Source organism: Ruegeria sp. L12 (assembly GCF_056531745.1).
In genome coordinates this window covers 76,276-101,698 of the sequence record NZ_JBQFMH010000005.1, presented here as the reverse complement: position 1 = coordinate 101,698, position 25,423 = coordinate 76,276, and the positions used below count along the sequence as shown (strand labels likewise).

24 protein-coding genes are annotated in these 25,423 nt (G+C 57.6%); 19 read left to right on the top strand and 5 right to left on the bottom strand.

The window, feature by feature from the left end:
* The gene (locus tag ACR0K9_RS10140; RefSeq protein ID WP_480822822.1) at window positions 1-897 is read right to left on the bottom strand and encodes a LysR family transcriptional regulator; all 897 of its coding nucleotides are present in this window, start codon (window positions 895-897) and stop codon (window positions 1-3) included.
* 105 nt (window positions 898-1,002) lie between these two features.
* Between ACR0K9_RS10140 and ACR0K9_RS10135 the strand changes: the two genes are divergently transcribed.
* From ACR0K9_RS10135 to ACR0K9_RS10125, 3 genes are read left to right on the top strand one after another with little or no spacing between them, the layout of a single operon-like run.
* Complete coding sequence (locus tag ACR0K9_RS10135) at window positions 1,003-1,479, top strand: nuclear transport factor 2 family protein (protein WP_480531218.1); 477 nt, start codon at window positions 1,003-1,005, stop codon at window positions 1,477-1,479.
* A gap of 18 nt (window positions 1,480-1,497) precedes the next feature.
* Entirely contained in the window at window positions 1,498-2,121 is a 624-nt protein-coding gene (locus tag ACR0K9_RS10130) for a glutathione S-transferase family protein (RefSeq protein ID WP_480531216.1), read from the top strand.
* 54 nt (window positions 2,122-2,175) lie between these two features.
* Entirely contained in the window at window positions 2,176-3,813 is a 1,638-nt protein-coding gene (locus tag ACR0K9_RS10125; RefSeq protein WP_480822820.1) for an FAD-binding oxidoreductase, read from the top strand.
* 12 nt (window positions 3,814-3,825) lie between these two features.
* Here the strand turns inward: ACR0K9_RS10125 and ACR0K9_RS10120 are convergent, their stop codons facing one another.
* Entirely contained in the window at window positions 3,826-6,159 is a 2,334-nt protein-coding gene (locus ACR0K9_RS10120; protein ID WP_480822818.1) for a fatty acid cis/trans isomerase, read from the bottom strand.
* Between the two features lie 294 nt (window positions 6,160-6,453).
* On the opposite strand from ACR0K9_RS10120, the gene ACR0K9_RS10115 reads away from it, so the two are divergent.
* Window positions 6,454-7,440 carry an AbrB family transcriptional regulator gene (locus tag ACR0K9_RS10115; protein WP_480822816.1) on the top strand — a complete coding sequence of 329 codons (987 nt, stop codon included), beginning with the start codon at window positions 6,454-6,456 and terminating at the stop codon, window positions 7,438-7,440.
* A gap of 377 nt (window positions 7,441-7,817) precedes the next feature.
* Window positions 7,818-9,959 (top strand): alginate lyase family protein, encoded by a 2,142-nt coding sequence (locus ACR0K9_RS10110; RefSeq protein ID WP_480822814.1) that lies wholly within the window; start codon window positions 7,818-7,820, stop codon window positions 9,957-9,959.
* Window positions 9,960-9,980: 21 nt separating this feature from the next.
* Here ACR0K9_RS10110 and ACR0K9_RS10105 read toward each other — a convergent pair whose 3' ends face one another.
* Both ACR0K9_RS10105 and ACR0K9_RS10100 read right to left on the bottom strand, forming a co-directional pair.
* A complete protein-coding gene (locus tag ACR0K9_RS10105) occupies window positions 9,981-10,727 on the bottom strand; it encodes a creatininase family protein (RefSeq protein WP_480822812.1) in 747 nt (248 codons plus the stop codon).
* Window positions 10,728-10,781: 54 nt separating this feature from the next.
* Window positions 10,782-11,552 (bottom strand): transporter substrate-binding domain-containing protein, encoded by a 771-nt coding sequence (locus ACR0K9_RS10100; RefSeq protein WP_480822810.1) that lies wholly within the window; start codon window positions 11,550-11,552, stop codon window positions 10,782-10,784.
* Between the two features lie 121 nt (window positions 11,553-11,673).
* On the opposite strand from ACR0K9_RS10100, the gene ACR0K9_RS10095 reads away from it, so the two are divergent.
* The 4 genes from ACR0K9_RS10095 to ACR0K9_RS10080 are packed head-to-tail and all read left to right on the top strand — an operon-like array spanning window position 11,674 to window position 14,584.
* Window positions 11,674-12,414, top strand: coding sequence for an amino acid ABC transporter ATP-binding protein (locus ACR0K9_RS10095; protein WP_480822808.1), 741 nt, complete (start codon window positions 11,674-11,676; stop codon window positions 12,412-12,414).
* Between the two features lie 9 nt (window positions 12,415-12,423).
* A complete protein-coding gene (locus ACR0K9_RS10090; protein ID WP_480822806.1) occupies window positions 12,424-13,182 on the top strand; it encodes an amino acid ABC transporter permease in 759 nt (252 codons plus the stop codon).
* Between the two features lie 11 nt (window positions 13,183-13,193).
* Window positions 13,194-13,529 carry a carboxymuconolactone decarboxylase family protein gene (locus tag ACR0K9_RS10085; protein WP_480531198.1) on the top strand — a complete coding sequence of 112 codons (336 nt, stop codon included), beginning with the start codon at window positions 13,194-13,196 and terminating at the stop codon, window positions 13,527-13,529.
* Between the two features lie 5 nt (window positions 13,530-13,534).
* Window positions 13,535-14,584: an aromatic ring-hydroxylating dioxygenase subunit alpha gene (locus ACR0K9_RS10080; RefSeq protein WP_480822804.1), complete on the top strand. Its 1,050-nt coding sequence runs from the start codon at window positions 13,535-13,537 to the stop codon at window positions 14,582-14,584.
* Here the strand turns inward: ACR0K9_RS10080 and ACR0K9_RS10075 are convergent, their stop codons facing one another.
* The gene (locus ACR0K9_RS10075; RefSeq protein WP_480822802.1) at window positions 14,585-15,691 is read right to left on the bottom strand and encodes a hypothetical protein; all 1,107 of its coding nucleotides are present in this window, start codon (window positions 15,689-15,691) and stop codon (window positions 14,585-14,587) included.
* Window positions 15,692-15,845: 154 nt separating this feature from the next.
* On the opposite strand from ACR0K9_RS10075, the gene ACR0K9_RS10070 reads away from it, so the two are divergent.
* The 10 genes from ACR0K9_RS10070 to ACR0K9_RS10025 all read left to right on the top strand — a co-directional run bounded on the left by ACR0K9_RS10070 (window position 15,846) and on the right by ACR0K9_RS10025 (window position 25,414).
* Window positions 15,846-16,427 carry a carboxymuconolactone decarboxylase family protein gene (locus tag ACR0K9_RS10070; RefSeq protein ID WP_480822800.1) on the top strand — a complete coding sequence of 194 codons (582 nt, stop codon included), beginning with the start codon at window positions 15,846-15,848 and terminating at the stop codon, window positions 16,425-16,427.
* 140 nt (window positions 16,428-16,567) lie between these two features.
* Window positions 16,568-17,335 carry a helix-turn-helix transcriptional regulator gene (locus tag ACR0K9_RS10065; RefSeq protein ID WP_480822798.1) on the top strand — a complete coding sequence of 256 codons (768 nt, stop codon included), beginning with the start codon at window positions 16,568-16,570 and terminating at the stop codon, window positions 17,333-17,335.
* 290 nt (window positions 17,336-17,625) lie between these two features.
* Complete coding sequence (gene phnY, locus ACR0K9_RS10060; protein WP_480822796.1) at window positions 17,626-19,068, top strand: phosphonoacetaldehyde dehydrogenase; 1,443 nt, start codon at window positions 17,626-17,628, stop codon at window positions 19,066-19,068.
* 100 nt (window positions 19,069-19,168) lie between these two features.
* Complete coding sequence (locus ACR0K9_RS10055) at window positions 19,169-19,843, top strand: Crp/Fnr family transcriptional regulator (RefSeq protein ID WP_480822794.1); 675 nt, start codon at window positions 19,169-19,171, stop codon at window positions 19,841-19,843.
* Window positions 19,844-19,946: 103 nt separating this feature from the next.
* Window positions 19,947-20,156, top strand: coding sequence for a YgaP family membrane protein (locus ACR0K9_RS10050; protein ID WP_480822792.1), 210 nt, complete (start codon window positions 19,947-19,949; stop codon window positions 20,154-20,156).
* Window positions 20,156-20,590, top strand: coding sequence for a YeeE/YedE family protein (locus ACR0K9_RS10045; RefSeq protein ID WP_480822790.1), 435 nt, complete (start codon window positions 20,156-20,158; stop codon window positions 20,588-20,590). The genes ACR0K9_RS10050 and ACR0K9_RS10045 overlap by 1 nt, the downstream gene beginning before the upstream one ends.
* A 3-nt stretch (window positions 20,591-20,593) precedes the next feature.
* Window positions 20,594-21,031, top strand: a complete 438-nt coding sequence (locus tag ACR0K9_RS10040) for a DUF6691 family protein (RefSeq protein ID WP_480531180.1) — start codon at window positions 20,594-20,596, stop codon at window positions 21,029-21,031.
* Between the two features lie 23 nt (window positions 21,032-21,054).
* Window positions 21,055-21,939 (top strand): MBL fold metallo-hydrolase, encoded by an 885-nt coding sequence (locus ACR0K9_RS10035; protein ID WP_480822788.1) that lies wholly within the window; start codon window positions 21,055-21,057, stop codon window positions 21,937-21,939.
* A 21-nt stretch (window positions 21,940-21,960) separates the two neighbouring features.
* Window positions 21,961-23,640: a bifunctional protein tyrosine phosphatase family protein/NAD(P)/FAD-dependent oxidoreductase gene (locus ACR0K9_RS10030; protein WP_480822786.1), complete on the top strand. Its 1,680-nt coding sequence runs from the start codon at window positions 21,961-21,963 to the stop codon at window positions 23,638-23,640.
* Window positions 23,641-23,662: 22 nt separating this feature from the next.
* Window positions 23,663-25,414, top strand: coding sequence for a SulP family inorganic anion transporter (locus tag ACR0K9_RS10025; RefSeq protein ID WP_480822784.1), 1,752 nt, complete (start codon window positions 23,663-23,665; stop codon window positions 25,412-25,414).
* Window positions 25,415-25,423 lie beyond the last annotated feature (9 nt).

Genomic DNA, 25,423 nt, shown 5'->3' with positions numbered 1-25,423 from the left:
CTATTTCAGTACTGGGACAGATCGCAGCCTCTGCTTGGCGAAGTCGATGAAAGCGCGGGTTTTTGCGGGGGCTCGTCGGCCCTCGACATGAACCAGATGGACAGGCAGTGGGGACGGCTCGTAGGTGTCCAGAACCGATTGCAGTGTGCCAGCCTCAAGATCCGGTCCGATCTGATAGGACAGCACCCGGCATAAGCCCCAGCCCTGACGCGCAACCGAAATCGCTGCCGCCACGCTACTGACCATCAGGCGGGGCTTGATGCGCACCGTCTCTTGCTGGTCGAGGCCGAACCGCCAGTCGGTCACGGGGCTTATGCCAGCGGCGGATACGATCTGGTGCGATTGCAAATCGGACGGGGTGCCCGGCACGCCGTGCGTGTCGAAATAAGAGGGTGCCCCGCAGATCATTCGGCGCACATGCCCGACCCGCACGGCGGTTAACCCCGAGGACGGCAATTCGCCAATGCGCACCGCCAGATCAATGCCTTCCTCGACAAGATCCACCACGCGGTCGAGCATCAGGACATCAGCGGTCATCCCGGGGTGCTGATCCAGAAAATCGGTCAGGATGGGTGCAACATGAATGCGCCCGAACTCGTTCGGGCAGGTAATGCGTAACTGGCCAACCGGATTGGACGCCGCACCGCGCGCGGCATCATCGGCGGCTTGCAACTGCGCCAATATGTGTCGCGCGTCTTCCAGATAGGCATGGCCGACCTCGGTCAGGCGCACCCGGCGGGTCGTGCGCGTGAACAGACGCGCGCCCAACCGCTCTTCAAGTGCGTTGACCCCCCGGGTCGCCGAAGGGGCGCTGAGCCCCAGCTTGCGCGCGCCACCTGCAAAGCTTTCCGCGTCGGCAACGGCGATGAACACTTCAAGGGTCTGGAGGCGATCCATTATCATCAATTCCTGAAATAATGACTTTCCAACAGAGTATATTCCTTTGCTCGACAACGTAAACTAGCTGTTTGGCAACAGGTTCACCTCGAATTGGATTTGATCATGAACGCAGAACCCCCACGCCAACCCGTCCCGCCTTTCACTGAGGAAACCGCCAAGCTCAAGGTGCGATTGGCCGAGGATGGCTGGAATGGCCGCGACCCTGCCAAGGTTGCACTGGCCTATACGCCCGATACCGAATGGCGTAACCGCGCCGAGTTCCCAAAAGGCCGTGAGCAGGTGCAGGAGTTCCTGACCCGCAAGTGGAACAAGGAACTGGATTATCGCCTGATCAAAGAGCTGTGGGCCTTTGCCGGCAACCGGATCGCGGTGCGCTACGCCTATGAATACCACGACGACAGTGGCAACTGGTTCCGCGCTTACGGCAACGAGAATTGGGAATTCGACGAAAATGGCTACATGGCCCATCGCCATGCTTCGATCAACGAGCTTCCGATAGCGGAAGAAGACAGGAAATTCCGCTGGCCTCTGGGCCGCCGCCCTGACGACCATCCCGGCCTGAGCGATTTGGGCCTCTAACCAGAACTGGATACCACGATGACACCGATCAAACTCTACCGTAATCCCAAATCCGGCCACTGCCACCGGGTTGAATTGATGCTTGCGTTGCTGGGTCTTCCTTACGAGACGATCGATCTCGACATGGCCAATGGCGCGCATAAAGCCCCCGACTATCTGAAGATCAGCCCGTTCGGTCTGGTGCCCGCGATTGACGATGGCGGGTACACGCTGGCGGATTCCAACGCGATCCTTGTGTATCTGGTGCAGACCTACGCGAAAGATGCGCATTGGATGCCGACAGATCCTAAAACCGCCGCCGAAGTTCAACGCTGGCTGACGGTCGCGGCGGATAACGTCTATTCCGGCCCCTGCGCGGCCCGTCTGGTCAAGGTTTTCGGCGTGCCGCTGGATCATGGTGCGGCGGTGGCCAAAGCCCATGCTCTGTTCAATGTGATGGAGGCGCATCTGGATGGCCGCGACTGGCTGGCCGCCGATACAATCACTATCGCCGATGTAGCGGGCTACAGCTATATCGCGCATGCCCCAGAAGGCGGCGTGGATCTGGCGCCTTATCCCAACGTTCGCAACTGGCTGACCCGGATTGAATCGCAACCCGGTTTCGTCGGCATGGCAACCTCGCCCATCCCCGAGCTTGCCTGACACCCAAAGGTCAGTGCCCAGGCACTGACCTCTCCCTTCAGGAGGATTGGAGACATGGATCAGAAAGCAGAAAACACTCCCTTTCACGCAGGTGAACGCGCAGCGCAAGAGCGCGCGGGTGTTGGCGATATCTCGAAATGGGCCAGCGGGTTCATCCGGGATTACATGCCTGACCAACACCGGGATTTCTACGCTTCGCTGCCATTTCTGGTCCTGTCCGGACGGGACAGTTCTGGTGCGACATGGGTGACATTGGTCGACGGTCCCGAAGGGTTCATCCGCTCTCCGGACCCGCAAACCCTGACACTGGATACAGCCCTTCAAACGCGGGATCCATTGTCCGGGGTCTTTGCGGTGGGAACCGATGTGGGTCTTATCGGGATCGAGCTATCCAACCGTCGCCGCAACCGCCTGAGTGGACATATACGGTCGGCAAATGGTGGCTATGTGATCGATATCCGGCAGACTTTCGGCAATTGCCCGCAGTATATTCACGAGCGTGTCTGGCGCCGGGTAGACAACCAAGCCGGCTCGGCGAAGCACTCAGAAATGTTGACCCCGGATCAGATTGACCTGATCACCCGATCCGAGACGATGTTCATTGGGTCAGGGCATCAGCAAGGTGCTGACTCGCCCTCGCGTGGTTTTGATGCCTCACATCGCGGTGGCGCACCGGGGTTTGTACAGGTCAAAGACGCGCGCCATCTGCGGATACCGGATTACGCGGGCAACAATTTCTTCAATACCATCGGTAATCTGATTACCGACCCGCGGGTCGGATTGGTGTTTGTCGATTTCGAAACCGGCAGTCTTTTGCATGTCACCGGTCGGGCCAATATCGATTGGCATCCAACCGATGCCAACGATGATGACGCCTGGCGCATGATCGACGTGACCGTCGAGGCCGTGATCGAACGCCCGAATGCGCTCGCGCTGCGTTGGTCCAGGAAGGATCAGACCCGCCGGTTCAAACTTACGCGCCGCGTGCCCGAGGCGCAAGGCATCACTTCGTTCCATCTCAGCCCGACGGATGGAAAGGAGGTCTGGCCGTTTGCCGCCGGGCAGCATCTTCCCATCTCTGTCACTCTCCCGGGGCGGGCCGATGCGATATCGCGCAGCTATTCGCTGTCCGGTGACCCAGGTGCGACCGACAGCTATCGCCTGACCATAAAACGTGAACCCAGGGGTGTGGTATCCCGCTTCCTGCATGACGCTGTGCAAGAAGGGGCCGAGATCATCGCCTCAGAGCCTGCCGGTGATTTCACCTTGCCGCAAAGCGATCAGCCCGTGGTGCTGGTCAGTGCCGGAGTCGGTGTGACGCCTATGATAGCCATGCTGTACAGCGCTTTGGCGGAAGGGCGCGATCATCCACTGTGGTTTGTGCATGGGGCCAGAAACGGTTCTGAACATGCTCTGCGTGATGAAGTCTCGCAACTCGTTGCGCAAATTCCAGACGCGCAGGCCAGGATTTTCTACAGCCAACCTGCCGCGACCGATGTGCCGGGGGTAGATTATCAGAGCCGCGGGCGCATTACGCCGCAAGCGCTGATCGATCTGAATGCCGGACCGGATGCGCTTTATCTGCTTTGCGGACCGGGGCCTTTCCTATCAGATATCAAAACCGGGTTGGAGGCGCTGGGTGTTCCAGCGCAGAATATCTCATACGAGGTGTTCGGGCCGCAGCGGCAATGAAACCCTCTTCGATCAGGTCGGATCATCGTCCGGCCTGGGGTCTTTATACCGACCGAGGTCCAGAATTCCGGCCTGAACGGCATCCTGACGGATCAACGCATCCTGCACCTGATCGCTGACGGCCCAGAAATCAGGGCTGGTACGCCGTATCCCGAAGGCCGAGACCAGTTGCATCCAATCCGTACCGGTTTTCACCGCTTTCAGAGCGTGCACAAAACTGTCCAGTTGATCCCGCTCGACGGTGAAAAAGAAGTTCGGATAACTGCCGAACAGTCCGGGAATGATGGTCAAGATATCTGATTGCGGCTCGCGCCGTGCGGCCTCATCGAACAGAAAGGCCACATTGTCATGGGCCTTGTCGTGGATCAGCGTGAACATCTGCGGTTCGTTGGATTTATCGCTCACCACGAGGATCGACAGATCAGGCAGGAATTGCACCCAATCCCCCGTCTGGTTTGCGAGCGCACGCAAATGCTGCCCCGGGTCTGGGGCGTTTGCAGCCGGGGCACAGCCCGCCCCATCGCACCTGTTTATCGGGTCCGTCAGTGGCCAAAGCCCGGCACCACGCCGGAGCAGGTTCAGCAGGAACTCTTGCTTCGGGGTATCGGTTTCATATGCAATCGCAGTGGGAAAACTGTCGTCAACGCCGCGGCGATGCCAATAGGTGTGGATCTCGCTGAGTATCCCTTTGTACCAGCTTTTGTGCATGTCTGACCGCACGTCCTGCGGCATAAAAAACAGAAACGTATCCTCGCCCTCCATGCGCAACTCGTCCATATAAAGCCGCGTCAAAAGTTGATGCTCGACCCGTCCAAAAACATCGTATCCGGCCACGAGGTCATAGTAGATACGCTCAAAAATCGGATAATCGAGCACCCAGGCGGTTTCGGGAATGGTGCCATGAAACCCGGTCATGGCAGAGGCGTTGTCGAAATGGCGAAACACGGTGATCAGCGCATTTGGGTTTGAGCCATCGCCATCCCAGATGGCATCATATCCGAACCCGGTTTTATGCACCGGACTTTGCCCATAGCGGGCGTCGCGAAACTTGAGGTACTGCACCTGATTGTTGTGCGAAAAACCCTGCAGCTGATCCAGCACCCCGCCGCCGCTGTTCGAGACGGGCAGCTCAAGAAATTCAGACCCATCCTGCAGATAGCTGGGATCAATGACGGACAGATCTGCGTCCGGGTCCAGAAAGCTGACCCAGAACCGATCTTCGATGACATCTACAGCCGTTTCACCATGACAAACCGGTCCGCGAATAAAACTGCGGACAAAGAACAGCGCATCGTCGAGCAGAAACTGATAGCGACTGCGTGGCGGGATCGCGGCAAATGTCGTGAACGGGTTTCCACCCTCGCTTTCGCCGTATCCGGGCAGTTCTGCGAGGGTCCAGTCGGCGTTCAGGAACAAGTTCTGGTACCGCTCCATCCGTTCCGCGCTGAGCGGATAGACAAGGTGTTCCTTATGTACGATCGTCTCAGTGACCGGTTGCAGGCGATAATAGAACGACCCACTGCCCGGATCGTCAAAGGGGCGACGCGTGGCGATAACATCGATGGCTTTGCCCCCCGGTGTGCGCGAGCGTACGAGTTGAAAAAACCGGCCGGGGACATCGCCCTCAAAATGCAGCCGGGCCAGAAAGAGATGTTCATAGACATATCGGCTGATCAATTGGCCGCGCGGGTCGGTATCGTTCAGGAAAGCTTCCCATTCAACGATCTGGCGCTTGATCTCGTCAGGCAATTCCTCGGTTTTGGACGTCGTCGGTGCGCCTGCACGCGCCCATGCGGTCAGCAAGGTGTAGTCATCATCGCTCAAAGGCGCAGTCGCATAGGGCATTCCGGCCGAGGGATGGGACGCGCTGAAATCGTCGAACTCTTCTGATGTGGGACATACCAGGGGCCTGTCAAGCGCCAGGCCAAGCGTATCGGGGATTGGTTTATCTGGTGCCAAACCGTTCTGACGGCTCAGATCAAGGTAGCGTTCAAGCAATTGGGGCGTGACGGAATGAAACCCAAGTTTGTGCCATTCGGGTACGGATTGCGCATCCACTCCCAACCTTGTCGGCTGTGCATCCGAAAGCCGTTGAGTGTGATAGACCGCCTCTTTGCTGCCACCGCGCAAAAGGCCCTCGTGCGAGGTCAGTTTCAGCTGGCAAGGGGCGTCATAGCAGCTATGGCAAACCACGCAACGTCGATCCAGCACGCCACGCACAGCGGTCCAGTCTTCGGTTGACTGCGTCTGGGCCTGCGCTTGCAATCCCGCGTCGCAGAAAAAAACAAGCAAACCGGCAAAACCTGTCGCGATTATCCGTCTCAACAACGTTTGTGCTTGCAACATTGACGCCTCACCTGGCCACCGGCAATTCCCTGCTTCGGTAGATTGGCGCGGAGCGCGCGCCCATGTCGAGTCCCTTGAAAGAACCAATCGAGCAGCTTCGGGTTAACAAAACGTTTTATAAACCTGTCCTGAATCCACAAAGCGCGAAAGCTTGCACATTTGGCGCATTTGAATGCACTTGGTTATATTGCCGCTGACGATAACGGGTATTGCTTTTTGCCTAACTTCTCCAGTTCGCCATCCGTTCTGACAAAACGGGCCGTAACTCTTGGCTGCGCAGCTTTGGGCACCGGAGTGTTCTGGCTTCTGAAACTGCCGTTGCCGTTCCTGTTCGGCCCGATGACTGCCTGTCTGATTGCTGCATTGGCGCATGCCCCCATGGCGGGGTTCGGGCAGGTTTCGATTGCGGCCCGAACGATATTGGGCGTTGCGGTGGGTGCGTCGATCACGCCCGACCTTTTTGCGGAACTTCCCAAGATGGCGGCCTCGATCCTTCTGATGCCGCTCTTCATCATTCTGATCGCGCTGATCGGAGTGCCGTTTTTCCGCAAGATGTGGGGCTTTGACGGTATGACCGCCTTTTATGCCGCGATGCCTGGCGGTTTGCAGGACATGATCATTTTCGGCACAGAAGCGGGCGCTGACCCACGAGCGTTGTCCCTGATCCACGCCACCCGCGTTCTGATCATCGTCACGCTGGCACCATTGTTCCTTGCGGTTTTCTACGACGCTCAATTGTCCAACCCGATCGGCGAACCCGCGCGCGATCTACCGGTTCACGAACTGGTTTTGATGGTTCTGGCTGCGCTGATCGGCTGGAAAGGGGGTGAGCGAATTGGGCTCATCGGAGCCTCGATTCTGGGCCCCCTGATCCTGACGGCCGCGTTATCACTTGGCGATCTGATCCACACTCGCCCCCCAAGCGAAGCGATATTGGCCGCCCAGTTCTTTATCGGATGCAGTATCGGAGTGAACTTTCTCGGCGTCACCTGGCTCGAGCTGTGCCGGGTTGTGGCAGCGGGGTTTGCCTATGTGGTTCTGTTGGCGGTGCTGGCCGCCGTGTTCACAGCAATCGTCACCAACTTGGGTCTGGGGAAACCGGTTGAGGCCTTTCTGGCCTTCGCGCCTGGAGGTCAGGCTGAAATGACGGTTCTGGCAATCGTTTCGGGCGCTGATCTGGGTTTTGTGATCACGCATCACCTGATCCGGATCGTATTGGTCATCATCGGCGCGCCTATCGCGGCAAATCTCATCATGCGTTACTTCAAGCCCAGAAAGTAGCTTGCGCTTAAAACCTGACAATCGGCGGCCATTTTTCTGCCGGTGCCGTCCGGTTAAACGCCCAAACCCCCCATGCGCGCGCGCCAGATGGTTGCTTGTCCGATCCATTCGAGGCTAAGGGGAACAAAGGTCTCGATGTGGAAGCCCATCGGGCACATTCATAGTCAAGACAGGTCCGCTACGTGAAAACCAGCCAGAAAAGCAAAAGCCACAAAGCTGCGCCGTCTTTGCAGGAAAGAAACCGCCGTAAACGGATACGCAATCGTATCCTGATATTGCTGTCTCCGGTAATCCTTCTGCTGTCGCCCGTGCTGGTGCCAATCTACTTTATTGTGCGTAATTACAAAAACGCGTCACCGCAAAAGTCGGTTGGACGGATGGGCGCTCTTGCCGGCAATCTGGCGTCGGTCAAGCCCGCCCCGCAAGACCCCGATGAAGAAGCGCGCGTTGACGACATTCCCGACACTTTCGCGCTGTGCCGCGTGATCGGGAACGACCTGGTGCCGCGCCACAAAGCGGGGCAGTCACTGCAGAATGTCCGCTTCATACTCGAAAACGAACCTGACTTGCAGGACTGTACCAAACTCTGGATTCTGAACCGGATCGTTGACCCCGAGAACGAAGCCGCGCTGATCGCCCTGCTTGAGAAACACGGTCAGAAATACAAGCGCATTCCGTTTGATCCCGCCAAATTGCAGGCGATTGGCTATGATTTCGCGCCTTTCGATTCACCGATTTTGTTTGCCGACGGGACAATGGATGGGCTGGATGATGAGACCCGGGGCAAGCTGGTCACACAGGCTTATCGGGCACGCAACAATTATGTGATGAACAACAACGGTGCACGCAATCAGGCGCTGGAGTACTGTCTGGAGCACGCCAAATGGGCTCTGCCCTTCGACGGGAACTGCTATTTTACCAAAAGCGCCTGGGACGCGCTGCATGACGATATCGTTTCTCAGCGCGACAAGCGGTATTTTTGCGTGCCCATGGCGCGGATGCAGAACAATGACGATCTGCTTGCGGACGCAAGCAAACCTGACGCCAACGAAGAGCCGCAGATGGCCTTTCGATGCGACACACTCCTTAAGTTCGACGAAGCGCACCCATACGGGCGGCGGCCCAAGGTCGAATTGTTCGTGCATCTGGGCATTCCTGGCCCATGGCAGGACTGGCCGGTCGAAAATTTCGATATTCCCCCGCGCAAGGTCCACGCCGAGGGCCATCGCGTGGGTCATGCCGGGTGGGTGGCCCGGCTGTTTTCAGGGCAGGCAAAGCTGGAGCAATCAGGCGGTAAGACCCTTAAGAACCGCGGTCTGGCCCGGAACGAAGCGATCTGCGCCACCTTGGACATGCTCGAAGCGCGCCGTATGGCCGATACCGTTGCTGAGGGCGCGCCAGTGTTTTTTGATACAGCCCGGATTGATGCGCTGGCGGGGGCAGCGGAAGATGCCGATCTGATTGCGGTGACGTTGGCAGCCAGTGACGCCCTGACCCGGGGTCCGTTTTCAGTAGTCGACAAGCCCGAGCCCGGACCCAGCGGGGACAAGCACGACTATTTTCACCCGTCGCCCTATTGGTGGCCCGACCCGAAGAAGAAGGACGGTCGGCCCTATGTGTTCCGCGATGGAGAGAGAGTCCCCGGCACGCAGCTATATGAGCCAGAAAGCGACCGCTTTGACCGGACCAGATTGCAAAGACTGTTTGATGATACGACCGCCCTTGCGCTGGCGGCGAGACTTACTGGCGAGACCCGCTATGAGGACCACGCCGCACGTCTGGTCAAAACCTGGTTTGTCGATCCCGAAACCAGAATGAACCCCAATCTGGATTATGCGCAGGTGCGGTTGGGGCATAAGGGCGACAAAGGTCTGGCGCATGGTCTGATCGAGACCAAGGATTTCTATTTCTTCCTCGATGCAGTTCGGTTGCTGGACAATGCCGAACTCAGCCAGGGCCTGCGCGATTGGTGCGCTGATTTCCTCGGGTGGCTGACGTCCAGCGATCAGGGAAAGGGCGAAGCCCGGGCCAAGAATAACCACGGGACGTGCTTTGACCTGCAAGCGGCTGCTCTGGCGGCATTTTTGGAGGATTCAACGGCATTGCAGCGGATCAACCTGCGGGCGCAGGCGCGGATTTTGGGCAGCATAACCGAAGATGGCGAACAACCGCATGAGATGACCCGCACGCTGACCCAGCATTATTGCGCGTTCAACCTGCAAAGTTGGATCAACCTTTTCAACTTGCTTGAAGGAACCGGTTTGCAACCGTGGAGCAGCGATGCAGCCGACAGATTGATCGTGGCCATGCGCAGGTTACTGACGGATTCGGTCGAAGGCTGGACGCATGAGCAGATCGAGCCGTTCGAATTCGCGCGCTTGGTCCCTATCGACGTTACTCTGCGCCAGCAGACCGGTCAGGGGATTTTGCACTCGGCGGAGGCTCCGGCCTGCTTCCATCCCCATGACGGCATTCCGCCTTTCTGGCGGCTGGCTCGGGGCTATGACAGTCTTGGCTAATTAAACACGGTCAATAAAGCCTCAGGATTCCTGCGGGCCTTGCTCGAATTCGCAAAATTCTTCTGCGATTGCCGTTGCAGCCGCATCCAGCAAGCGCGCGCCGTCTTCAGGTGTTGCCAGCGCGGAATGCGATCCGACACGCCCGTCCGGAAAATCCGCTCGGTGCTCATCCGGCGGGCCATGCCGGTCGCCTGCGTGGACGCGCATATAGTCAGGGCTTAGCTTCTGGGGTGGCTCAGCAGCCTGATTGGAGGGAAGTATACCCAAAAGCGATTGCGTGATGGCGATCTCGGATGGGGTGGCGTGCATCCCTTCCCAGTCCCCATAGAGTTCCCTGCGCAGGGTGTTCACCACCTCCGGCTCCCACCAACTGCGGATTGCCATCTGACCGGGCAAAAGCGTTGCCGCAATCTGGCGTAACGGATCCAGATTTGCCCCGTGTCCGTTGACCACGAACACACCCTTGAAGCCTTGCGTCAGAAGCCCGTGGATGACTTCGGACGCGAGCCGTTGGAAAATCTCGGCAGAGACGGACACAGTTCCGGGAAACCCGGTGTTGAATGGGGCAGGGGTGTAGGCAAGAGGCGGCGCAACAATGGCGTCGCAGCGTTCAGCGGCGTCGAGTGCGATGGCTTCGGCACAGATCGTGTCGGTTCCGATCCGGCCCATCGGTCCGTGTTGCTCGGTCGATCCCACCGGGAGCATCACTGCCGCACCGCCTTTGATATGGGCGTCAACTTCGTACCACGTCAAATGATCCAGCTTCATGGCGATCTGAATGTCTGGTACGCGCCCGGCAATGGTGCCGGACGCCCGATCAGGTCAGAGACCCCATTTCTTGCGGTTTTCTTCAAAAAACCCTTGCGCCTTCTTAACTTCGATCCAGTTGTTCACGTAGTTGATCCAGACCTGATCGCCCTGCGGCAGGATCATTGCAATAGGCGATGGCGAACGTGGACCCGCGTTCTTGACGCGCTCGATTGGGAATTTCGCCTCGAGGGTCGAGCCCTCGATATTCGACGTGATGAAGACATCCGCACGTCCGGCGATCACTTCCTGAAAGCCACGGGCGGGGGCTTCGACCACTTTGATGTTGGCGTCGGGGAACCATTCGCGCACGCGCTTTTCAAAGGTTGTGCCAAGGGTGGTTGCAACGGTGACATCCGCATTGTTGATCGAGTCATAGCCATCGAACTTGTCCGCTTTGTCTTTGTTCGTATATGGGAACAGCTCGACTGCGATATAGCTGTCCGAGAACCCCGCCACCTTCATCCGCGGCGGCGAGATCGAGGCCGAGCCGGTCAGGTGGTATTTGCCCGCCACCACACCATTCACCAGCGTTTTCCAGTCGGTGGGCACATATTCGACCTCAACCCCCAGATCGGCGGCCAGCTCGTTCATGATGTCGATATCATAGCCCTTATAGCTGTTGGTCGCCGGATCACGTAGGGACATCGGGTTCCAGTCTCCGGTGGTGCCGACCTTCAGAACTCCGGAATCCAGAACCTCATTCAGGGCCGATTGCGCCTGTGCGGCACCGGACAAAACCAGTCCGAGCGCGGCAGCTGCCGCTGCTTTTAGAAAAGTGTTCATCAATTTCTCCTGTTGGTGGCGTTTCGGCCTTGAAGCCGTATTCTTTGTTGATTTAAGCGCAAAGGGAAAGATAACCTCAAGAAAATATTCAGCTAAGAATGAAATAGGGGCAGGCCAGCCAATGCCAGACGCCGCCATCGAACTTGTGGACGTGAACAAATGGTTCGGTACGTTTCACGTTCTCAAGGACATCAACCTGACGGTCGGAAGCGGCGAAAAGGTGGTGATTTGCGGGCCGTCCGGGTCTGGTAAATCCACTGTTGTCCGGTGCATCAACCAGTTGGAAAAACACCAGAAAGGCACGATCCGCGTGGACGGGGTCGAGCTGACGAATGATCCCAAGACCATTGCTGCGATCAGTTCTGAGGTCGGGATGGTGTTTCAGCAGTTCAACCTGTTTCCGCACCTGACCGTTCTGGAAAACCTGACGCTGGGCCCGATCAAGGCACGGGGTCTGAGCCGCAAAGAAGCCGAGGAAAAAGCCCGCCATTATCTCAACCGGGTCCACATCCCCGATCAGGCAGACAAGCGCCCGATCCAGCTGTCGGGTGGCCAGCAACAGCGCGTCGCGATTGCCCGGTCGTTGTGCATGGAGCCCCGGGTGCTGCTGTTTGACGAGCCAACTTCGGCGCTTGATCCCGAGATGATTTCGGAAGTGCTGGATGTGATGGTCGAGTTGGCGCAGGAAGGCATGACAATGGTCGTCGTCACCCATGAAATGGGCTTTGCCCGCAAGGTGGCCGACAAGATGATCTTCATGGATGCGGGTGAGATTGTCGAAGAAGGACATCCCGAGCATTTCTTCACCAAGCCTCAGTCCGAGCGGTGCCGCAAATTCCTCAGCCAAATCCTGCAGCACTGAGAGAGGCCGATGAAAAAACTTCTTCTGATATCGCCGCTTGTGTTGCTGGCAGGTTGCTCGTCTTCGCAGACCTGGGGCTGGTATGTCATCAACCCGACGACCGACTCGGGCTGGACGAATGTGAAATTCCTGATTTCGGGCATGGGGTCGACCATTTTGATCTCGTTGATCGCGGCGGTGCTGTCGATCGTGGTCGGTCTGTTGGTGGCGCTGCCGGGTCTGTCGGAAAAGCGCGGCTGGCGGCTGGTCAACCGGGTCTATGTGGAGTTCATCCGCGCCATCCCTCTGCTGCCGATGCTGTTCTGGGTGTTCTACGGGTTGCCTATCGTGTTCCAGTCGATGGGCCTGAATATTCCCATCGACCCGTTCTGGGGCGCAATTATCACGCTAGCGATCTCGGACAGCGCCTTTACCGCAGAAATCTATCGCGCCGGCATCCAGTCGATTGCGCGCGGCCAGCGCGAGGCGGCGCAGACGATCGGGCTGAACTATGCGCAGACCATGCGCTATGTGATCCTGCCGCAAGCGATCCGACGTATCCTGCCACCTCTGGCAAATCAGTTCATCTACATCGTCAAGATGAGCGCGTTTGCCAGCGTCATCGGCATGCAGGAACTGACCCGCCGTGCCAATGAACTGGTAGTGACCGAATACCGCCCGCTGGAGATCTATACCCTGCTGATTTTCGAATACCTGGTCCTGGTTCTAATCATCAGTGCGGGCGTGCGCTGGCTGGAGCGCCGCATGGGCGCGGATGAGCGCGGATAAGGAGCATACGCATGGATTGGAAAGATTTCATGGCCGAGACCGAGGCCAATATCGGAACCTTCTCGAAAGAGGTGCCGGAAACCGTGCGCGGGTTCGGGATCATGGGCAAGGCTGCTAAAACCGACGGGGTGCTGAGCGAGAAGACCAAGGAATTCATGGCCCTCGGTATCGCCATTGCCACCCGCTGCGACAGTTGCATCGGATTTCATGTCAAATCGCTGGTCCGACTGGGTGCCACGCGCGAAGAGATGTGCGAAGCCCTGGCGATGGCGACCTATATGGGTGGTGGTCCATCTTATGCCTACAGTGCCAAGGCGCTGAAGGCCTATGATGTGTTTTCGGAGTAAGCTAAATGCGCCCTGATCTGGCCGGAGCAAACGGGTTCATTCGAAACAGCTGGTACGTTGCGGGCCGGTCCGAGGATTTTGGCCGCGAACTCAATGCTGTACGGATGTTGGACGAAGAGATCGTGATTTATCGTGATACGGCAGGCAAGGCCATCGCGCTTGAGGATGCCTGCCCGCACCGCAAGCTGCCCCTGTCTCGTGGCACCATTGAAGGCGATCACGTTGTCTGCGGATATCACGGGCTGACCTTCGGCTGCGGCGGCGAATGCGTCAGCGCGCCGACCCAGTTGGACAACCCGCCACGTCGCGCTGCCGTGCACGCCTATCCGGCTGAGGATCGCTGGGGTTTCCTGTGGCTGTGGATGGGAGAACCGGAACAGGCCAGCACGGATGACATCATCGACATACCCAATTTCGACAACCCTGACTGGGGCAAAACCCAGAAGGGCGCGATGGAGATGGCGTGCCATTACCTCTATATCATCGACAACCTGCTGGACCCCAGCCATGTGGCCTGGGTGCATTTGACCTCATTCGCCGGGGCAGGGACGGATAATCGTCCGCTTGACGTAGACGAGACCGAGGGTGGCGTCATTGTGTCCCGCTGGATCGCGGACGAGCCCGCGCCGCCTTATTACGCGCCGATCCTGCCGTTTGGCCCAAGCTGCGACCGCAAGCAGCACTACGAATGCCGCTTGCCATCGACGGCAATCAACATGTCGGTTTATACGCCGACAGGTGAGGGAGGCGCAGACCGCCCGATGTCACCCAATGCCTTCGTGAACATCTCATACAATTTCATCACGCCGGTTGATCAGGAGACCTCGCGCTATTTCTGGTTCCAGCACCGCAACATGCACGCAGGTGATGCGGCCATGTCCCAGCGTATGTTCGAAGGTGCGGTGATGGCGTTCAATGAAGACAAAGAGGTGCTGGAATACGTCCAGACCGGAATGGCGCGCCGCAAGAGCGGTTATATCAATCTTGGGCTGGACGCAGGCGCGATGCGATTTCGATCGCGTGTCGCACGGGTGATCGCGGAAGAGGCGGGTTGATCAGGACGCGCTGAGCCTGCCATTGGCGCCCTGACCCACAGCTTGTTCCGGGGCGTCGAACACTGCTTTGACGCAGGGATATTGTTCAAGAATCTGGGCCCCTCCAGGTATTCGATCAGAGTGCAGCACGCCAGCATCCCACACTGCGACACCGTCCACGAGGACCGTCGGGTCCAGAACGTTCAGCGAAATCTCCCCCGGCGCATAGTGTCCGCAGGTGTGAAAATGCAGCAAGCGTGGATTTCCGAAGGCCGAACCGCTCCACTTCTCGAAATTCTGAAATGCGGGGGCAGTATAGGCACAGCCGGGATGAATACCCGCATGCCACGAATGCATGGTCAGCGGATCAAGGCCGAACATCTTGCCGATCTTTGCATAATGCATCTCGGCGCAATGCACATCCATCGGATGACCCGTAAAACCCAGCAGCTTGCTGTTTTCGAACTGAACGGCCAGCGATTCACGCAATTCGCAGCCGTAAGGCTCGTAGAATTTTGAACCGGTCCCGACCAGAAAGCCATCCTGCATTAAAGTGCCCGAAAACCCCTGCGCGGGAACGGGGGCGAAGACGGACATAGGGAACCGTGCAACACTGACATCCGTGGCACCCTTTTTGGGAAAGGCTGCGCCGGGACCGCTAAAATCCGTGCCCAAAGGACATGTGACTCGAATATGCTCCGCACCCGCCAGCAAGGTATTTACCGCGTTTTTCAGGGCGACAAAGCCGAAGTAATTCGCCCGTCCAAAACCTGACGCAAGCGCATCCTTGTCCAGCGCATAAGACATGATCGGATGCACGTCGGCCAGATCGGCATCGAACCGGATCTGGTCGCCGGTCCGCGACAGGAACAGGGTGCGGTCGGCGGCCTTCATTGCCGCGATGACATCACCGGACAGCTTTGGACCCATCGGATCAAAAGGGATGGTCTGCATCGTCGCCTGAATGCCCAGCGTCTGCGCGCATTCCAGAATGCCTTGTGCAATGTCGGTATCGTAATAGTCGCTACCAGGTGCTTCGCAGAGAACAAGCAACTGATCGCCCGCCGACAGCCCTCCGCATCGGACCAGCAGGTTTTCCGCACCGGCATGTAGGTCCGATTTGTGCATTCCGATGATTCCTCATGTGCCAGTTTCAAAGGAGATATATACCCGCCTCACGTTTCTGTTACCGCCAGAAAACGACGCCTTTCAGAAAATTTCTGCTGACACGTCTTTCCGCATTGTTCATATGCTGGATTAGCAGCCGACAGGAGGAACAGGAATGAGCGCCTGGATCGAGATGATCTCTGACGAGCAGGCGGATGGCCGTCTGAAGGAATTGCTGGATAATGCCAGAACACCACATGGCACGGTCGATACGGTGATGCGGGTCCATTCGCTGCGGCCAGAAACGATGAACGGGCATGTGGTTCTGTATCGTTCGATCCTGCATTCAGACGACAACAAGCTGCCATTCTGGTTTCTGGAGGTGGTGGCCAGCTATACCTCCATCCTTAACGACTGCACCTATTCACTGACGCATCATTTCATGAATGTCCGCAATCTGCTTAAGGATCAGCCTCGCAGCGACAGGATATTCATGGCACTCAAGGCACACCGGCCCGAGGATGAGTTTCAGGGCAAGGAACTGGCCCTGTTGCGTTATGCCGCGAAACTGACCACGGATGTCGGTAAGATGGTCAAATCCGATTTCGAGGCGCTGAAACTTGCCGGTTGTGACGATGGCGAGATACTCGAGGTCAATCAAGTCTGCGCATATTTCAACTATTCCAACCGCCTGCTGAACGGATTGGGTGCCACGACTGAAAATGATGTGATCGGGTACTACAAAGGCGACGACTGAGTGATCGACAGTGATCTGAATCGGTGACGCAAAAGGCGCGGCATTCGCAACAGCGGCAGTACAATAATGTGGCCCAATGAGGCTGCGAACCAGCAATTTTGGGCTTTGGCAAGTCCATGATAGGCTGGGGATGTTGCTGTTTGGCTTTTGCGGTTGTTTTTATGGTTTTTTCTGTCACCCGACTGATCGAAGATATTTCCAACAATATGATCGGTGCGGGCAGCTTCGAACAACGATGGCAGGTGATCGACAAGACACTCAAAGGTCTGGGGGCTTCGGCGTCCAACGCGACAGCGATCGACGCGCGAACCGGCGCTTCGCATTGGTTCAAAAGCAGTCTCGAACAAGCGGTTCTTGAAGCATACGTTTCGGAACAGCACTACAAAAATGACGTTCTGGTGCAGCATGCAGCCTTTGATGGCAGCCCGATTGTGTGGCAGCCGCACGAAGGATGGTCATCTGCGACCAAAGCGCAGGCACGTTTTGTTGATTTCGTGTCCGATAACGGGCACCAAGCTATTGTTTCTCAAACCAGAATTGGTCGGAACATAAACGATGTCCGGTGCCTGAGCTTCTGCTCAAAATTGCCGGTGAAAGAGGTTCTGGAGGCCGAAAACCTGGAGAGAATACAGCTGGCGATGAATCTGCTGCTGCCCTGGGTGAGTTGGCCCGAAAACCAGACCGGGCCGGGATTTGCAAAACTGAACGGCAAGCCATTGTCCATGCGCGAGGCAGAAGCACTGGCGTTTTTGGCGAGCGGGTTTCAGTATAGCCGCATTGCCGAGGCTATGGGCGTCTCGGAAGCCATGATAGCCAAGCATTTGCGATCTGCCCGGCGCAAACTGAATGCCCGCACCCGCGAACAGGCGGTAGCGATCGCTATTCGCGACAACCTGATCAGTTTGTAAATGTTGGGATTGCGGCCTTTTTTCCGGGGACCGGATTCAACCGCGGCTTCTGAATACAGTCTGAGAAAAAAATTCTTGTTCAAAACGAGACTGATTACAGAGGATTAAACAACGGTTTCAAGTTGCGCTGCGTTTATCGGTTTTGGCACGAACCCATCAGATGAGTTTCACGAATGCCCGGATCATCTTCACCATTCTGACGAATGGTCGGGCGATGCCCTTGATCTGTGCCACACTGATACGTTTTCTATACCAGAATGGCGGCGCAGCAGGGATGCAAAGATCAGGTGATGACTGAGATCAGAAACGAAGGCATGCGGATCGGCGGAGAAATCATCTTCACCGACGAAACAGTGCCGGTGCACTATCCGTATACCGACGAAGTGGTTGGCCACGTGCCCGCGGGAAAGGCTGAACATGCCAGCCGCGCCTTTGAGATTGCGGCAGCATATAAGCCCAAGCTGACCCGCTATGAGCGCAACCGGATCCTGCAGCGCGCCGGAGAGCTGATTGGCGAGCGCCGCGATTACCTCACCAAATGGCTGGTGCTCGAGCTGGGGATTTGCCACCAGCATGCGCTCTATGAAACCAAGCGCGCGCAGGATGTTTTTCAGTTCGCCGCCGCCGAGGCGCTGAGGGATGATGGCGAGATCTTTTCCTGCGACCTGACCCATAACGGCAAAGATCGCAAGATTTTCACTAAGCGCGAACCGGTCACTGCGATCAGCGCAAATACCCCGTTCAACCACCCGCTGAATATGGTCAGCCACAAGGTGGCACCGTCGATTGCCACCAATAACTGCATGGTCTGCAAACCGACCGAATTGACGCCGCTGACCTGCCTGACGCTGGCAGATATCCTCTATGAGGCGGGTCTGCCGCCCGAGATGTTCCAGGTGGTCACCGGCTGGCCTGGTGACATCGGGGATGAGATGATCACCAATGAACATATCGACATCATCACCTTCACTGGGAGTGTGCCAGTGGGCAAGATGATCGCGGCCAAAGGGGGCTACAAACGGCAGGCGCTGGAGCTTGGTGGCAATGATCCGTTGATCGTTCTGAATGATCTGTCCAGGGCCGATCTGGACCGGGCTGCGACCATTGCGGTGGCCGGTGCCACCGGCAATTCCGGCCAGCGCTGCACCGCGATCAAGCGTGTATTGGTGCAGGAAAGCGTAGCTGACGCCTTCGTGCCGCTGGTGCTGGAAAAGGCCAAGAGGATCAGGTACGGCGATCCGCAAAACCCCAAGACTGAGCTGGGCTGCGTTATTCACGACAAAGCCGCTGAGATGTTCGAGAGCCGCGTTTTCATGGCCGAGAAAGAGGGGGCAGAGATCCTTTATCACCCCGGCCGTCAGGGCGCGTTACTGCCGCCTATCGTGATCGATCATGTGCCCTATGGCTGTGAATTGGTAAAAGAGGAAACCTTTGGCCCGATCATCCCTATCCTGCGTGTACCCGACGATGATGAAGCAGTGATCGCGATCTCGAATTCAACAGAATTCGGGTTGTCGTCAGGTGTCTGCACCAATGACCTCAACCGCGCCATCGCCTGTATCAACGGGCTGGATGTGGGCACCTGCAACATCTGGGAACAACCCGGATACCGTATCGAAATGTCCCCCTTCGGAGGCATCAAAGCCTCGGGTAACGGCGTCAAGGAAGGTGTCATCGAGGCGATGAAGTTCTTTACCAGTGTCAAGACATACTCCCTCCCGTGGCCGGGGTGAGACTCCGACCGAACATATTCAGATTGTGCATTGTATTATCGGAAGATTCTGGCAGTATCGCAGCCGCATTCTGATCTTCTGGCAAATTCCTGGCTTGGCGATGAATCATTCGTGGATCGATAAATTCAAAGGTCTCAGCGGCTTGCCGGCTGAAGTTCGCGCAGATTTGATCCGCGGCAGCCAGATAGTGTCTGTCCCGTCGGGGACCCAGATTTTCGCGCCCGGCCAGACGGCTGACAATCTCTTGCTGCTGCTGGAAGGCACTGTCAGGGTTCAGCAAAAATCCGAAACCGGGCGCGAAGTGTTTCTGTACCGGGTTCACGCGGGCGAAAGCTGTGTGCTGACAACAGCGTGCATGCTCGCATTCGAGGACTATTCGGCAGACGGGATTGCCGAAACCGATGTGTCCGCCGTTGCGATACCGAGAAAAACCTTCGACGATCTGGTTGCACGATCTCCGGTATTTCGTGAGTTCGTGTTTACCGCCTATTCCCGCCGGATCACCGACCTGTTCACGTTGATCGATGACATCGTCTTTAAACGTATGGACGTCCGGCTTGCCTCTCGCCTGCTGGAACTGGCCCGGGAGGGGAGCGTCGTCCGCGCAACCCACGCTGTATTGGGCACTGAACTGGGAACAGCCCGCGAAGTGATTTCGCGCACATTGTCAGAATTCCAGCGCCGGGGCTGGGTGGAACAATCCCGAGGCGAGGTGCATCTGATCGATCGGGATGGTTTGCAACGGCTGGTGAAATCGGCAGGACCCGGGGTCTGAGTCCCGTTACATTCCAACTATTGAAGACTTTGGTGATCAAGTCACCAAAGCTCTGACTGTACATGTGCAAATGTCTTTCCATCGATTCTCGAAGGAGTGAGACATGCCTAAGAACATGGGGAAATTTGATCGCGTTATGCGCATCGTGATGGCCGTGGCTCTGGCATACGCGGCTTTGGGCACCAGTGCGTTTGGTGCTGGCATACTGGTCTGGCTGTCACTGATGATCGCCGCTGTTTTCACGCTCACGGCGCTTGCAGGCAATTGTCCGATCTACAGCATTATCGGCCTGAAAACCTGCCGGGACTGCTGATGGCTGAGACCGTATTCACACCTTGGACATCGCTGGCAGGCGGTGTCCTGATCGGGGTTGCATCGGTTCTGCTGATGTTGCTGATGGGGCGTGTGATGGGCGCGACCGGCATTCTGGACGGGATACTCCATCCGGCGTCGAAAAACGACCTTGCGTGGCGCCTGACATTGCTGGCTGGTATGGCGACCGGACCGTTGGTGATCTGGTTGACCACTGGACAGATGCCAGCAGTGCAGGTGCCCGAGTCCACCTCCGCCTTTGTTTTGGGTGGCGTGATCGTTGGGATGGGCGTGACCTTCGGAGCGGGCTGCACCTCGGGCCACGGAGTGTGCGGTATGGCACGGCTGAGCGTGCGTTCCATCGCTGCGACGCTGACATTCATGCTGTTCACCTTTGTCACAGTTTTCATCATTCGCCACATCATCGGAGGATAAAGCATGAGGCTAATCGCTACCTATCTGACAGGGCTGATCTTCGGCGTCGGTATATCGCTTTCGGGCATGTCGAACCCGGCCAAGGTGTTAAATTTCTTCGATGTATTCGGTATTTGGGACCCGTCCCTGATCTTTGTGATGGGCGGAGCATTGGTGACCACTTTCATCGGCTACAAGCTGGTATTTGGCCGGTCCGCGCCGGTGTTCGAACCTGCCTTCCACCTGCCGTCTGCCAAGCGGGTTGACGCAAAACTCATCGGCGGCTCTGCGCTTTTCGGTGTCGGCTGGGGCATCGCAGGCTTCTGCCCGGGTGGCGCTTTGCCTGCGCTTGGCACCGGCCGATGGGAGGTTTTTGCCTTCGTCGGCGCCCTGATCGCGGGCATCGCGTTTGCCAGATTCATCCAATCCGCGCTGACGCCTGACCTGCAGACCAACATCTGAATATCATCCTGAGGAGAGACGATATGACCCCCTATCCCGTGAACATCACCGTCAAACCCGAGGTTTTTGCGTTCTTTGACGCGGCAACCAACACAATCAGTTATATCGTGAAGGACCCGAGCTCGAATGCCTGTGCGATCGTCGACAGCGTCATGGACATCGACTATGCGGCTGGGCGCATCACCTTTGATCACGCAGACGAACTGATCCGAGTTGTTACCGACAAAGGTATGCAACTGGAGTGGATCATCGAGACCCATGTGCATGCCGATCACCTGTCCGCCGCGCCCTATATTCAGCAGAAGCTGGGGGGCAAGATCGGGGTCGGCTCAAAGATTACGGTGGTGCAGGACACATTCGGCAAGGTCTTCAACGAAGGGACCGAGTTTCAGCGCGACGGCTCTCAGTTCGATGCACTGTTTGAGGATGGCGACACTTACATGATCGGCAATATGCAGGCGTTTGCCATGTACACGCCCGGTCATACGCCCGCCTGTATGGTGCATGTGATGGGCGACGCTGCATTTGTCGGCGATACGCTGTTCATGCCTGATGGCGGGTCGGCCCGTGCCGATTTCCCGGGTGGCGATGCAGGCGTACTCTATGACTCGATCCAAAGGGTTCTGACCCTGCCGGACGAGACCCGGTTGTTCATGTGCCACGACTATGGTCCGAACGGACGCGATATTGCGTGGGAAACCAGTGTGGCCGAAGAAAAGGCGCACAATATCCATGTCGGCGGCGGCAAGACAAAAGATGAGTTCGTCAAGTTTCGTACCGAACGCGATGCGACGCTGGCCATGCCGAATCTCATCATCCCGTCGCTGCAGGTCAATATGCGCGCGGGCGAAGTGCCGACCGACCCGGACGGCAATCCGGTGCTCAAAGTGCCCGTCAACACGCTGTAACCGGTGAAAAGGAGCACAGAGATGGAGTTTCGCACCATATCGCCCAAGTTCACCGTCAGCCCCCAGATTACGGTTGAAGATGTCGCGACCATCGCGGCGCAAGGTTTTCGCAGCATTATCTGCAACCGACCCGATGGCGAGGGTGCAGATCAACCCTCGTTCAACGAGATTTCCGCCGCTGCCAGAGCCGCGGGAATCGAGGTGCGCTATGTTCCCGTGCAATCGGGCATGGTCAGGGATCAGGATGTTCAGGCGTTTGCCGAAGCGATGGATGATCTGCAGCGCCCCGTTCTGGCCTATTGCCGGACCGGAACGCGCTCGGCCACGCTGTGGTCATTTCACGAGGCGCAAAAGCGCCCGATCTCGGAAATCCTGATGGCAACCAAGACAGCGGGCTATGACATGAATGGTGTTGCCCGCCGCATTGCCAATGGTGGCAAAACGCCGACCGATGCCGGAGACGCCCATTTTCAGGTGGTGATAGTTGGCGCAGGTGCCGGCGGTATCTCGGTCGCGGCTGGCCTGAAATCGCGGCAACCCGATCTGGATATCGCAGTGATCGACCCGGCGGATATTCATTATTATCAGCCCGGCTGGACCATGGTTGGCGGCGGTATCTTCGATGCGCAGACGACGGCAAAGACGATGGGCAGCCTGATCCCGAAGGGCGTTCACTGGATCAAGGCCGGCGTCGCCGCGTTCGAGCCGCAGAACGATGCGATCGTGCTCGACGGTTGTCGGGTGGTGAAATACGACCGTCTTGTCGTGTGCCCGGGGCTAAAGCTGGATTGGGGCAAGGTCGAGGGGCTGGAGGATACGTTGGGCCGCAACGGTGTGACCTCGAATTATCGTTACGATCTGGCGCCTTATACCTGGCAGTTAGTGCAGAACATGAAGAAAGGCCGGGCGATCTTTACCCAACCGCCCATGCCGATCAAATGCGCCGGGGCGCCGCAAAAAGCTATGTATCTCTCAGGCGATGCCTGGTTTCGCCGGGGCGTGCTGGGGGATATCGATATCCAGTTCATGAATGCGGGCGGCGCGCTGTTCGGGGTCAAGGACTACGTGCCTGCGCTGATGCGTTATGTCGAGAAATACGACGCTACGCTGAATTACTTCCATAATCTGGTTGCAATCGATGGCCCGGCCAAACGGGCAGTGTTCGAAGTTGCCAAACCGGACAGTGCGCCCAGCACGCTTGAGGTTGCGTTCGACATGATCCATGTCTGCCCGCCGCAGACGGCACCGGATTTTGTCCGGGTCTCTCCACTGGCGGATGCTGCGGGCTGGGTCGATGTGGATCAGGCGACGCTGCGCCACAAGCAGTTTGACAATATCTGGTCACTTGGTGACGTGATGAATGCGCCGAATGCTAAGACCGCGGCTGCAGCGCGCAAACAGGCACCGGCCGTGGCAGACAACATCGTTGCCGACATCGCCGGACGCTCTGCCGTGGCGCAATATGATGGCTATGGTTCGTGCCCGTTGACGGTTGAGCGTGGCAAGATCGTACTGGCCGAATTCGGTTATGGTGGCGCATTGAAGCCCAGCTTCCCGCAATTTCTGATCGACGGCACGCAGCCCAGCCGTCTGGCATGGTTCCTCAAGGAAAGCCTGCTGCCACCGATCTATTGGAAGGCGATGTTGCGCGGCAAGGAATGGATGGCACGCCCGGAAAAACTGAATGTGGCCTCGGAATAACCCAACCCTCCGAAAGACCCAGATGATCGAACAATTCCGCCGATATGTCCCCATCCTGGACTGGGGGCGCCACTATACACGCGCGGCGCTTTCCAACGACCTGATTGCGGCGCTCATCGTCACGATCATGCTGATCCCGCAATCGCTGGCTTACGCGCTGTTGGCAGGGTTGCCGCCCGAAGCTGGCATCTACGCCTCGATCGCGCCCATCATGTTCTATGCCATCTTCGGTACCAGCCGTGCTCTGGCGGTTGGGCCGGTGGCGGTGGTCTCGCTGTTGACGGCCACGGCCATCGGACAGATTGCCGAACAGGGCACGGCGGGCTATGCCATCGCGGCCTTGACGCTGGCCTTCCTGTCCGGAGCAGTTCTGCTGCTTATGGGTATTCTGCGCCTGGGATTTATGGCCAACTTCCTGAGCCACCCGGTCATTGCCGGGTTCATTACGGCTTCGGGTCTGTTGATAGCGACCAGTCAGCTCAAACATATTCTAGGTGTCAGCGCACATGGGCATACTTTGCCTGACATGGTTATCTCGATCCTTGCGCATCTGTCCGATGTCAACTGGATCACTCTGACAACCGGCATGCTTGTCACCGGATTTCTGTTCTGGGTGCGCAAGAACCTCAAACCGTTTCTAAAGCGGCTCGGGGCGGGGGCGGTTCTGGCTGATATCCTGACCAAAGCCGGACCTGTCGCAGCTGTTATCGCCTCAACCGTTGCCGTCTGGGGTTTTGATCTGAACGGGCAGGGGGTGCAGATCGTCGGGGAAGTACCGCAAAGCCTGCCACCGCTGACTGTACCCGGCTTTTCGATGGACCTGTTGGAGGCACTGGTTGTTCCGGCAATCCTGATCTCGATCATCGGTTTTGTCGAAAGCGTCTCGGTCGCGCAGACGCTTGCCGCAAAGAAGCGCCAGAGGATTGATCCGGATCAGGAGCTGATCGGTCTGGGGGCGGCAAATCTTGGCGCCGCATTCACTGGCGGATACCCGGTCACTGGGGGTTTTTCGCGCTCGGTCGTCAATTTCGATGCCGGAGCAGAAACGCCTGCCGCCGGCGCCTTTACGGCAATCGGGCTGGCCATTGCGGCCGTTGCGCTGACACCGTTGGTCTATTACCTGCCCAAAGCCACGCTGGCAGCGACGATCATCGTGGCCGTCCTGAGCCTTGTGGACCTGTCGACCCTGCGAAAGACCTGGACCTACTCTCGTGCTGATTTCACTGCCGTTACTGCAACCATCGTGCTCACGCTTGGCCTGGGCGTTGAGGTTGGCGTTGCTTCCGGTGTGGCGATCTCGGTCTTGCTGCATCTTTACAAAACCTCGCGTCCGCATGTGGCCGAAGTGGGTCTTGTTCCCGGAACTCAGCATTTTCGAAATATCCTGCGTCACAACGTCGAAACCGATCCCTGTGTGGTGACCTTGCGCGTGGATGAGAGCCTGTATTTCGTGAACGCCCGCTTCCTTGAAGACCTGATTCAGAGCCGGGTGACCGAAGGCAGCGCAGTTCGCCATGTAATCCTGATGTTTTCAGCCGTGAACGAGGTTGACTATTCCGCGCTGGAAAGCCTTGAGGCGATCAACCATCGTTTGTCGGATATGGGTGTCGGCCTTCACCTGTCCGAGGTCAAGGGTCCGGTAATGGACCGGCTTCGGCGCACTCATTTCATTAGCGCGTTGAACGGGCAGGTGTTTCTATCGCAATTCGATGCCTGGGTCGGGCTGAGTCACCGACGGGCGTTGCACATTGCCGCCGAGCGGTCAGGGGTCTGAGGCCGCCTC

Excerpts from the sequence above, each read along its gene's own strand:
- ACR0K9_RS10140 (WP_480822822.1), bottom strand. The coding sequence starts at position 897 with ATGGATCGCCTCCAGACCCTTGAAGTGTTCATCGCCGTTGCCGACGCG.
- ACR0K9_RS10135 (WP_480531218.1), top strand. The coding sequence starts at position 1,003 with ATGAACGCAGAACCCCCACGCCAACCCGTCCCGCCTTTCACTGAGGAA.
- ACR0K9_RS10130 (WP_480531216.1), top strand. The coding sequence starts at position 1,498 with ATGACACCGATCAAACTCTACCGTAATCCCAAATCCGGCCACTGCCAC.
- ACR0K9_RS10125 (WP_480822820.1), top strand. The coding sequence starts at position 2,176 with ATGGATCAGAAAGCAGAAAACACTCCCTTTCACGCAGGTGAACGCGCA.
- ACR0K9_RS10120 (WP_480822818.1), bottom strand. The coding sequence starts at position 6,159 with ATGTTGCAAGCACAAACGTTGTTGAGACGGATAATCGCGACAGGTTTT.
- ACR0K9_RS10110 (WP_480822814.1), top strand. The coding sequence starts at position 7,818 with ATGGGCGCTCTTGCCGGCAATCTGGCGTCGGTCAAGCCCGCCCCGCAA.
- ACR0K9_RS10105 (WP_480822812.1), bottom strand. The coding sequence starts at position 10,727 with ATGAAGCTGGATCATTTGACGTGGTACGAAGTTGACGCCCATATCAAA.
- ACR0K9_RS10100 (WP_480822810.1), bottom strand. The coding sequence starts at position 11,552 with ATGAACACTTTTCTAAAAGCAGCGGCAGCTGCCGCGCTCGGACTGGTT.
- ACR0K9_RS10095 (WP_480822808.1), top strand. The coding sequence starts at position 11,674 with ATGCCAGACGCCGCCATCGAACTTGTGGACGTGAACAAATGGTTCGGT.
- ACR0K9_RS10090 (WP_480822806.1), top strand. The coding sequence starts at position 12,424 with ATGAAAAAACTTCTTCTGATATCGCCGCTTGTGTTGCTGGCAGGTTGC.
- ACR0K9_RS10085 (WP_480531198.1), top strand. The coding sequence starts at position 13,194 with ATGGATTGGAAAGATTTCATGGCCGAGACCGAGGCCAATATCGGAACC.
- ACR0K9_RS10080 (WP_480822804.1), top strand. The coding sequence starts at position 13,535 with ATGCGCCCTGATCTGGCCGGAGCAAACGGGTTCATTCGAAACAGCTGG.
- ACR0K9_RS10075 (WP_480822802.1), bottom strand. The coding sequence starts at position 15,691 with ATGCACAAATCGGACCTACATGCCGGTGCGGAAAACCTGCTGGTCCGA.
- ACR0K9_RS10070 (WP_480822800.1), top strand. The coding sequence starts at position 15,846 with ATGAGCGCCTGGATCGAGATGATCTCTGACGAGCAGGCGGATGGCCGT.
- phnY (WP_480822796.1), top strand. The coding sequence starts at position 17,626 with ATGACTGAGATCAGAAACGAAGGCATGCGGATCGGCGGAGAAATCATC.
- ACR0K9_RS10055 (WP_480822794.1), top strand. The coding sequence starts at position 19,169 with ATGAATCATTCGTGGATCGATAAATTCAAAGGTCTCAGCGGCTTGCCG.
- ACR0K9_RS10050 (WP_480822792.1), top strand. The coding sequence starts at position 19,947 with ATGCCTAAGAACATGGGGAAATTTGATCGCGTTATGCGCATCGTGATG.
- ACR0K9_RS10045 (WP_480822790.1), top strand. The coding sequence starts at position 20,156 with ATGGCTGAGACCGTATTCACACCTTGGACATCGCTGGCAGGCGGTGTC.
- ACR0K9_RS10040 (WP_480531180.1), top strand. The coding sequence starts at position 20,594 with ATGAGGCTAATCGCTACCTATCTGACAGGGCTGATCTTCGGCGTCGGT.
- ACR0K9_RS10035 (WP_480822788.1), top strand. The coding sequence starts at position 21,055 with ATGACCCCCTATCCCGTGAACATCACCGTCAAACCCGAGGTTTTTGCG.
- ACR0K9_RS10030 (WP_480822786.1), top strand. The coding sequence starts at position 21,961 with ATGGAGTTTCGCACCATATCGCCCAAGTTCACCGTCAGCCCCCAGATT.
- ACR0K9_RS10025 (WP_480822784.1), top strand. The coding sequence starts at position 23,663 with ATGATCGAACAATTCCGCCGATATGTCCCCATCCTGGACTGGGGGCGC.